This window comes from Levilactobacillus senmaizukei DSM 21775 = NBRC 103853 (assembly GCF_001592085.1).
In the GTDB taxonomy this organism is placed as follows: domain Bacteria; phylum Bacillota; class Bacilli; order Lactobacillales; family Lactobacillaceae; genus Levilactobacillus; species Levilactobacillus senmaizukei.
The window spans coordinates 19,309-27,726 of record NZ_BCWD01000025.1; the positions used below are offsets into that span (position 1 = coordinate 19,309).

General features: G+C 43.2%; 9 protein-coding genes, 2 tRNA genes and 1 pseudogene. All 12 read right to left on the reverse strand.

The genetic code is table 11. The annotated features are described in order from the left end of the window. Position 1 precedes the first annotated feature (1 nt). The 12 genes and pseudogenes from LSE01S_RS08860 to LSE01S_RS08910 all read right to left on the reverse strand — a co-directional run bounded on the left by LSE01S_RS08860 (position 2) and on the right by LSE01S_RS08910 (position 8,277). Positions 2-1,234 carry a phage major capsid protein gene (locus LSE01S_RS08860; RefSeq protein WP_061777277.1) on the reverse strand — a complete coding sequence of 411 codons (1,233 nt, stop codon included), beginning with the start codon at positions 1,232-1,234 and terminating at the stop codon, positions 2-4. Continuing rightward, entirely contained in the window at positions 1,234-1,953 is a 720-nt protein-coding gene (locus LSE01S_RS08865) for a head maturation protease, ClpP-related (protein ID WP_061777287.1), read from the reverse strand. Before LSE01S_RS08865 ends, LSE01S_RS08860 begins: the two co-directional genes overlap by 1 nt. Beyond that, the gene (locus LSE01S_RS08870) at positions 1,931-3,085 is read right to left on the reverse strand and encodes a phage portal protein (RefSeq protein WP_061777278.1); all 1,155 of its coding nucleotides are present in this window, start codon (positions 3,083-3,085) and stop codon (positions 1,931-1,933) included. The genes LSE01S_RS08865 and LSE01S_RS08870 overlap by 23 nt, the downstream gene beginning before the upstream one ends. 2 nt (positions 3,086-3,087) lie before the next feature. Next, the gene (locus LSE01S_RS08875) at positions 3,088-3,285 is read right to left on the reverse strand and encodes a DUF1056 family protein (protein ID WP_056962975.1); all 198 of its coding nucleotides are present in this window, start codon (positions 3,283-3,285) and stop codon (positions 3,088-3,090) included. Continuing rightward, positions 3,275-5,182, reverse strand: a pseudogene (locus tag LSE01S_RS08880) (terminase large subunit). The gene LSE01S_RS08875 and the pseudogene LSE01S_RS08880 overlap by 11 nt, the downstream one beginning before the upstream one ends. 45 nt (positions 5,183-5,227) lie before the next feature. Beyond that, positions 5,228-5,686, reverse strand: a complete 459-nt coding sequence (locus LSE01S_RS08885; RefSeq protein ID WP_061777279.1) for a phage terminase small subunit P27 family — start codon at positions 5,684-5,686, stop codon at positions 5,228-5,230. Positions 5,687-5,958: 272 nt separating this feature from the next. Continuing rightward, a complete protein-coding gene (locus LSE01S_RS08890; RefSeq protein WP_082622385.1) occupies positions 5,959-6,471 on the reverse strand; it encodes an HNH endonuclease in 513 nt (170 codons plus the stop codon). Beyond that, complete coding sequence (locus LSE01S_RS10965) at positions 6,422-6,616, reverse strand: hypothetical protein (protein ID WP_061777281.1); 195 nt, start codon at positions 6,614-6,616, stop codon at positions 6,422-6,424. Before LSE01S_RS10965 ends, LSE01S_RS08890 begins: the two co-directional genes overlap by 50 nt. A gap of 285 nt (positions 6,617-6,901) precedes the next feature. Next, positions 6,902-6,975 (reverse strand) — tRNA-Ile (locus LSE01S_RS08900). Positions 6,976-7,079: 104 nt separating this feature from the next. After that, positions 7,080-7,137 (reverse strand) — tRNA-OTHER (locus tag LSE01S_RS10970). Positions 7,138-7,210: 73 nt separating this feature from the next. Next, entirely contained in the window at positions 7,211-7,636 is a 426-nt protein-coding gene (locus LSE01S_RS08905; protein ID WP_061777282.1) for a DUF722 domain-containing protein, read from the reverse strand. A 143-nt stretch (positions 7,637-7,779) separates the two neighbouring features. Continuing rightward, a complete protein-coding gene (locus tag LSE01S_RS08910; protein WP_218015890.1) occupies positions 7,780-8,277 on the reverse strand; it encodes a helix-turn-helix domain-containing protein in 498 nt (165 codons plus the stop codon). Between the last annotated feature and the right edge of the window lie 141 nt (positions 8,278-8,418).

The window sequence follows — 8,418 nt, forward strand, 5'->3', positions numbered from 1 at the left end:
ATTACTTACCAGGTGTGGTTGTAGAACCTGCTGCAAAGTTCGCTGGTTGGTCAGCAATCGCCGCAAATGAACCAGCAACAAAAGCTTCGGTATCCGTTGGCTCCACATCAAACCGATCAATCACACGAATCTTAGTTTGGTCTTTTTCAAAGGCGCCACCGCCAATATTGGTAGTCAACAAGGAAGTACTTTCTCGGTCAAACAAAGTTACTGCTTGCGACAAATCGCCATAATAAAGTGGATAAGCCGTTGCTGACGTAGCTTTAACGTTAGGCAACCACTTGTCAGCCACCTCTACAACCCGCTTGCCACGGATTAAATACCGATCAGGTTGTGTTGGGTCTGGTTGCAATAAGTAACGGCCCATTGCGTCCTTAACTTCTGACAGTACGTTAAACCCGGACGTATTTGTCATTAAGAACGACGTAGACTTGATAGCGGGATCAACAGCCGTGTTGATCATCGTAATGATGTCATCAAACTTAGCTAAAGTCGGCTTCTTTGGCGCCTTGTTCATCGCTTCAATGATCTTAGCGTTGCGAGTAACTACAACCTTCTTGGCAATCCATTGTGATAGCCAAGCCATGATGTTGTCAGCTGTATCCTTTAGTAACGAATTAGTGGCAGTGGTAATGCCAGCATACCGATGGATCGTATATTTAATAATGGATAGCTTAGGATCATCATTATCACCAATGGTAGCCGTTTCATCATCTAAATCAGCTAAAGCTGTCACGTCAGTCCACTTTTCGTAAACTCGTGACCCAGTTTGAGTCGTAACAGCTTCTCGATTAACATACTGTTGTAATGAATCGTATTGGCGAACCAGCGTATTAATTGCCGTTTGAATATCTTGAGGAATAGTTAAGCCAATCGCATTGCCACCTTCATCGGTAGAAGAAGTTACCAAGTTCATAACTTTGGGGTCACCCTTAATCATGCCTTGGAAGTTCTTAATGAACTCAGCTTTGATGTCTTTTTCATTATCATCAAGTGGGGTCTTATTCTTATCATCCATATTGGCAATTTCTTGTGCCTTACGTTCTTCTTCCAATTGTTCATGTAAAGCGTCCCGACGTACTGCCGCGTTGTCACGCTCCGTCTTCATGTCTTGATACTTATCTGCGTCAAAACTGTCATCCAGTAATGCCGCGTTTAGCTTGTCAGTCAGATCCGATACCTTTTGCCCTTGGGCAATCCAGGCATCGTTTAATTTATTAATATTCGTAGCCATTAGTTGGCCTCCTCTTTATTTTTACCCATCAAAATAGCCAACTTGCTTTGCATTAGTGCATTAGCAGGTTGGCTTTCTTTAGGTTGTGTATGTTTGGGTTGTGACTTGGAAATCAGATTCATAAATTTGTTGATTGCTGCCTTAGAAGGAATCTCTGAAATTGAATTAGTGAATTGAGGTTGCTTATCATCGACAAACATAATTTCATCAGCAAAGCCTTTATCCACTGCATCTTGTGCCGTCATCCAAGTTTCATTAGCCATTAATTGCAGCACATCATCAGCGTCCATGCCAGTCTTAGCAACATACGCTGCAACAATAGACTGATCAATGCTGTCTAGCACATTCGACTCATGCGATAAGTCGTCCGCGTTGCCTTGGACGCCGGACCAAGCTTTATGAATCATAATTTGTGCTGTGGGTGAGATAGAGACTTTGTCGCCAGCCATCGCAATCACACTAGCAGCACTAGCAGCTAATCCTTGCACATTAACAGCGACATTTCCTTGATAGTTTTTTAGCATCGTGTAGATCTCACTAGCGGCGAACACGTCGCCACCGTTAGACGCAATGTCAACTTCTACATCATCATTAGGACCCGCGCTATCTAGCACATCCGACACGCCGGCTGGTGATACAGCTGGCATACCAAAGAATTGATAGAACGCCGCTGTCTCATTGTCGACCACGTCGCCTTTAATCATTACCTTCTTCGTTATTTCCACCTCCTTCCGCTGGTTGAATGGCTTCTGGCATATCTGCAGGGAAGTATCCTAGTTGTTGCAGCACCCAGGTAGCTTGATTATTAGCAATTGTGCCGTCCTTAGCCAATCCAGATAGAGTCGTGGCAAAGGAATCGCCTAATGGGTCGATTGCCGGCCGTAAATTGGCGGTGATAGTCGCGTTCAGCTTGTTGTCCAGCTCAGATACAATACATTGCATATAACGGTTGAGCGCATTGGCGTACATGCCTTTAATCTGGTCAATGTTGCTTTGCTGATCACCTTGACCGTTTAAATAACTATCCGGGATACCGAACACTTTAGCAATCTGACGGCTTGTCCAGTCAGTCTGGCTTAACAGCTTAGTTACATCAGCCTTCATCTCGAGTGGCTTATATTCTTCCAGCTCATCAATTACAACTGGGCCACCGTTAGATGTGTTAACCTGCCTCATGAAGTTACGTGATCGGCTAGCTTTCATTTTTTCACTCAGCAGGCCGCCATGCTGAATAGATAGCACACCAGGCGCGCTTATCGAACGTGCTAAAGCAGCTAAGGTTAAGTCATTGGAAGCGTCCTTAATCTGCAACTCACTAGTTAGTGCTTCTAAGGGGCTAATACCTGTTTGACCGCCGTTAATACCAGTTAACCGAATGTGAATCATGTCGCCCTGTGGTACGTATTGCCGTACACCTAATCGTGTTTCATCAAACGTCACGGTATAAGTTAGGCCACTTCCGTCTTCCAACAAGTACGTTTCAACCTGACTGGGCCGCAAGTATTCCCAACGCATATCTAACCCGTTGCGATTGCGCCAGCGGTACGCGAAACATTCGCCGCCTAATAAAAGCTGGGCGAACATTGATTGCCAGAACGCATGACCATTAGCAGTGTTGCTGGGATTGTTCAAAATACCTTGCGCTCGTGGCATATTGGCACTAAGCTGTACCGTCGCTAAATCACCGGATAATTGACTGACTACCGAATAAATATCAGAATTTTTTAGCGCATCTGTTGCACTGACATAATCACGTTGACCATTGGGGGCTAAAAAATTAACAATGTCGCTATCTTCAACGGGCACACTTTGCACTTGGTTCTTAATCTCAGGTGGTCTGAAAACTGGCATTTTTAATCACCTCCTTTGTTCTGGGACGTGTTAATCACTTCTGACAGCCAGCCAATTACAAACAGTGTCACTGCTACTGCCATGACACCCCAAGGCTTGCCAAATAAAAAGGCCCCGTAATCCGCCACAATTAGGGCACTTACGAAGCATAAAAAGTCGAAATAGTGCCAAATCATGGCAAAAAAGCGTTTAAAAATCATTAATATCATCTCCTAGCAATCCTGACTCCGGGTTATTAAACCATTCAAGAACTTGTTTTTCGTTCATACGTTCGACCTGTTTATCAGGATTGTTCACGTCTGAAAAGTCTTCAAAGTGATACATGGCTTGGAATAAGGCATCAATTAACGCATCAACCACATCAATTTTTAGCGTAGCCTTAGCCTTATCAACCTGAATGCCAATCTTATCTTCATAAATTTCAGCGTTGAGTAATGCTTTTTCCATAATTCGATCATCCAAGCGGTCTACCGAGCCTTCAACAAACAACTTTTGCAAAAACTTGGTTGGGTCTTTCAGTTCACTGGTTCGTTGACGAATAGCTTCTAACGGCCAACCAGAATTAAGCTCTAGCTGTTTGATAGCTGGTGTGGCTCCCCAGGCATCATAGCCAAAAAAGACCACCTCTAACCGGTGGCGATCCACGAAGTTAAGCAGCCACTGATAGACTTGTTCATCATTAATTAGCCCTTGTGGGTGACTGCTAATCGTACAAAATCCATTTTGAGCTAAATTACGATAATTGATGCCATCTTGTTTTTCTTTGGCTTCAATCGAGCCGGCTTTCTGCCACGGAATAAAACTATGCTGGTAAATAAACCAGCGTGGCTTGCCTGTAGCATCCTGATAGGGAAACACGAATGCCAAAGCGGTATTATCACTAAACATTGAGTAGTCAAAGCCAATGTAGACTTGACGATCATCGAAACTAAACGATGGCACAATGGCTTTTTCAACGTCAGGCAACTTGAGGAAGCTGTCCACTGATTGTTCTAGCCAAAGGTTCAGGTTTTTGTTTTGAAAGTCATTAATTGTGCCCGACAGCGCGTCAGAATCACGCTTATCTGTTAGCCCGTTCATTAAGACTTCATACTGGCTTGGTAAATCAAGCAAAGGATTACTTTTTACCCAGGTTTCCGGCTTAAACGTCTCGTCTAAGCTGTCTTGGGCCCAAATCAGACCTAAGTAAGTATCGGCATCACGCAAGTAATCCTGTTCCATGGCTTGCTGAATCATGCGTTCATCATCATGGAATGGCACGGTTGGGTCAGGATAAGCCGTTGAAATCTGAACGAATTGCTTATTACGCACCTTAACTTGGCCCGAAACAATTTTAGAAATCTTCTGTCGTGTTTTTACTTCACCAATTTCATCAAAAACAGCAGTTGTAAAGTGAAATGAGCCTAGCTAGTCATATTGACCGGCTTCGTGACTAATTGCTCGCAGTTTGTTATTATTACTGCTCATAACAATTTGATCAGATTGAGACGACAATGTACGAGTATCTAGCCCACTATCAGTAATCAACGACTTAAATGGCTCAATCGTTGCAATCTTGGCTAGCATTGACTTAATATAGCCCAGAATTTTGCTCGTTTGCTTGTAATTAATAGAAGATACTAAGTAATCTTGATTAGATAGTCCCAACGACTCAATTAAAAAACTATAGGCAGTGATAATCGCCATAAGCACAGTTTTCCCCTGGCCTCTGGAAACTGAAACTATAGCCCGTGAAAAACGCTTACCACCGTTATCATTACGCCAACCAATCAGCATAGCCATAATGAACTTTTGCCACGGCATAAGCTTAGTTGGTTCGCCTGTATCAACGTTCGGACAGATGGAAGCAAATTTAAGTACCTGGTCTACTTTCTTAACCGAATAAGTAAAGGGAAATTCAACGCTACCTTGTCGTTGCAAGTCTCGAATATGGCGAAAAGCCGCTAACTTAATTAAATAACCAGTGGTTACCTTCTGATCTAAAACATCTAAAGCGTACTGAGTTCCTGCATCTGTGTATTCGTCACGAATACTTTTAACATCAATTCCACGGTATGCTCCTAACACATCGTGTGATTGAGTAAGGTCAATATTCATAAGATCACCCCCTTTCACAGAAAATGCTAGTGTTGCTTCACTTTTTTACTGTCCTAAAAATTCTCGCATACGTTCATCAATGCTTCGCTCATCCTTGTGGTCATCTAAGTTTAACTTGAGCAAATCACTACGTGACTTAGGAGATAGTCCCAATTCAGCGCCTAGTTTAGTCAGATTTTTAACCGCTGAATCGTAAATTTGTGTCATAGGATTACGCTTGTAGCCCACGAAGTCTCGACCAATTTTTTTACCGGTCTGATCTTGTAACGTTTTATAGATTGCTTGGACTTCACCGTTTTCCTGGATATGTTTATACGCATTGCGGTAAATCTCATATTGGGAAGCATATTGTTCCACAAGTCCGCTATCAATGCGTTTAACTGGGGTGTTATCCTCTAAAAAAGGCACTAATCGACGCCAAACGACCTTAGCTTGCCGTCCTAAGTAAGCTGGCGGTGTGCGCGTTAATTGACCATTGTTGACGTCTTTATCCGTTTTTTTCATTTTCTCTGCCTCCTTTCATTATTGCGTGATCCCCCCCTACCTAAAATTTTTTAAAAAACGTTTGCGTCACAAAATGAGGGTTATGTGTGGCTCTTGTCGGCCGTTAATAGGGGGCGGGGGTGATTTTTATTTATTTCTCGATACATTACACCTGATTGTTATAAACTGCCTAGAACGTTAAATTAGGTGGGTTTAATTCAATAGTCATATAGATAGCAACATCGTTTGTCATCATGATTTTTACACCTGGATATTCCTTGCGATTAAGTGCATCACTGCTTATTCATCAATGCATTAATGGCACTCACATCGGTAATCTCAGCAACTTGTCTTAGCTCGTTACCTTGTCCAGTCCCGTAGTATCGCTGTTCCCAATCAGTCTTTCTCCTATGACACTTACTGCAGATAACAGCTAAGTTATCAACGTTAGCTTTCAGTGTTTCATCAAACTCAATCGGTACAATATGATCCGCAGTCTTAGCAGGTGTGATAATGCCTTGCACTTTACAGTAATCACATAAGTAATGGTCACGTTCTAGGACTTGTTGTCTTAGGTGTGACCATTGTCGTGTACGATAGAAGTTGTATTGCTGACGCTTAGTGTCATCACGATTACGTGTGACCGTGTTGTACTTGTGCGTGTAATGCTTATCGTGGCTACGTGCCCAACGCTCACGGCTTGCTAGGTACTCTGCTTCATGTTCATAGTGTTGCTTGCAATAGTGGTCTGGGAAGTTAACCATGGCATGGCATCCTGGTTGTCTGCAGCGTCTTACTCTTGGCATGATCACCACCACCTTTGTGTAAATTAAAAGCGCCATGCTTATCAGCACGACGCTCACGTTTCTTCTTGTCAGCCAACCAACGCTCTAAGTCACGATAGCAATGATTCTCTACTGGGCTAACGTAGCCATACTCAGTGTGTTGCATGTAGCCACACCCCTAACACAATAATGAGCAGCACCATCAGCAGGCCGAATATTAAGTTGTCCCGTTGATAGTTTCTCATTGCTACTCCTCCAAACTAAAAGGCCGCCTCGTTAGAGACGATCGTATATGTGATTGGTGTGGAATCGAACCACACGCGGTAATGAGCCTCCTGACGTGGACTTTTTCTATTTTCAGCCACGTTTCAACCACCGTCGACTTACGCTTTTAAGCTTAGCGTATAGAACTCGCATTTTAGGTGTGCGCAATACCGTGGTTGCTGACCAATGGACCATGTAGGACTCGAACCTACGACCGAACGGTTATGAGCCGTCTACTCTAACCAGCTGAGTTAAAGGTCCAAAAGACCGGTTATGCAGGCCGGTCAATTTTATGAAGGAGTTTGGCGAGCTAGAATAATGTTTAAAACGAAGGGAGTCGCCTCCCATTTTGTAATGCTCGCCAATACGTGCAACGGGAGTCGAACCCGTATCTTCTTTGCTCTGCCGTTGAGCTATGCACGTCCATTTCATCAATCGCTTATGTTACCAATTTACACCCAAATTAGGGGTCAATTTTCTCGGTTTTTTCCACTTTTTATAAATCGTATAATCCTAATCCTTTAGCACACTTCTTTATAAACAAATTTTTCAGTTTATATGCTCGTGACTTACCGACGCTCAGCATGTTATTTTCGACCATTCCTGTTAAGGTATAGCGCGGATATTTCCGAAAATATTGCTCGTCAATAATTGCTTGCGTATCGGGACCCACTTCATCTAAGCAGTCATCAATAACTTGGCGCTGCTTCTTCAGTGCGTTAATCCGCTTGTCCTCATCTAGCGTGATAATTAACCGCTCTGTGCTGTCGTTGAATCCGTTCTGCGCCCGGCCACCGCCAACATTCTCATCAACCGGCGTTACCGGATAACGTAACTCCTGTTCACACTGTTCAATGTACTTATCAATCTTAGGATAATCCCGTAAGATGTCCTCAACTGTTCTAATCGTCGATCGTTTCACCCATCATTCCTCCATCTTAAGCTTATTTTAAGTTTGCTTTAATGTTAATGGCATAATGTTTTGTTCGTTGGCCGCGGAGTAAGAGTTAATTTTAGAAGCTAATTTGGGGTAAGGGCTGCTGCTGGGCGGCCCTTTTTTGCTATCTAAAATGGCCGTGTAAGCTCGTGTAGCACGTTAGTAATCTCCACATTGCTCAGCATACCCAAAGCAATGTAAACTTCCTTAGGCACGCTGTAATCGCTTAATCTGGATTGAAACTCAGCTATCCCCATCAATACATCGTCTTCTGGTACCAACGATTCCAGATAGCTAAGCAGCATACGTTGGTTGCCATTCATTGTGTCGCGTGTTTTATCCATAGTAGAGTCTATTGGGTAATCGCGCTGATCACTAGAGTAAGTTAAATATTCCAGAGAAGCATGGAAATAGTTGGAAATTTCTTTCAATAAGGCTAGTTGTGGGGTACGTTTTCCAGTTTCGTATTGGCTTAATGCATTGTCTTTTACGTCGAGAATATCACCAAGTTGTTTTAGGGTTAGACCGGACTCATGTCTTAATTCGGCTATCCTAGTTTTCAAAAAAATCACCTTCCAATTAATTGTAACTATAATATGCCCTCCTACATAAAATAAGAATTTCACCCCATTGTCAGCTCATGGATAACTTGGTTGCGTTCCTTCGCTGACAGCTTGTTAATCGCGTTGCGCTGGCTGTTGCTCAGCTTTATAAAATGATTGCCACACCACACTAACGCCTGTGCCACATCGCCACCATAGCTTGCC